The sequence below is a fragment of the Arthrobacter sp. Soil736 genome (assembly GCF_001428005.1).
GTDB lineage: Bacteria > Actinomycetota > Actinomycetes > Actinomycetales > Micrococcaceae > Arthrobacter.
In genome coordinates, this window is record NZ_LMSB01000012.1 from 1 (window position 1) to 372 (window position 372).

Sequence of the window (372 nt, forward strand, 5' to 3'; positions counted from 1 at the left end):
AGGGCCCGGCGAAAGCGGTGGCGCGSAAGCCTCGGGGACGGACCTACGGCTATGACACCCTGAAGGTCCTGATCAGTGTGTGGCGGATCGCCGGGATGCCTTCGGGTAAGTATCTGGCCGCGACCATGGACCTCTGGTTGCCCAAGCTCCAGACCTTCGGGGAACTCGACGCGAAGAGGCTGACCCCGGCGGTCGGGGCTCAACTGCTGCAGGTCTCCGGGGCCACGATCGACCGGCTCCTGAAGCCCACCAAGGACGCGGACAGACCCAAAGGGCTCTCCGCGACCAAAGCCGGGCCGCTGCTGCGCAACTCCATCACGGTCCGCAAGGCCGGGGACGAACACGAACAGGCACCCGGGTTCATCGAAGCGG

The 372-nt window shown here is 66.8% G+C and carries 1 pseudogene; it reads left to right on the forward strand.

What is annotated here, in order from left to right:
* Positions 1–17: 17 nt before the first annotated feature.
* Positions 18–372, forward strand: a pseudogene (locus ASG92_RS28950) (integrase); the annotation flags it as partial.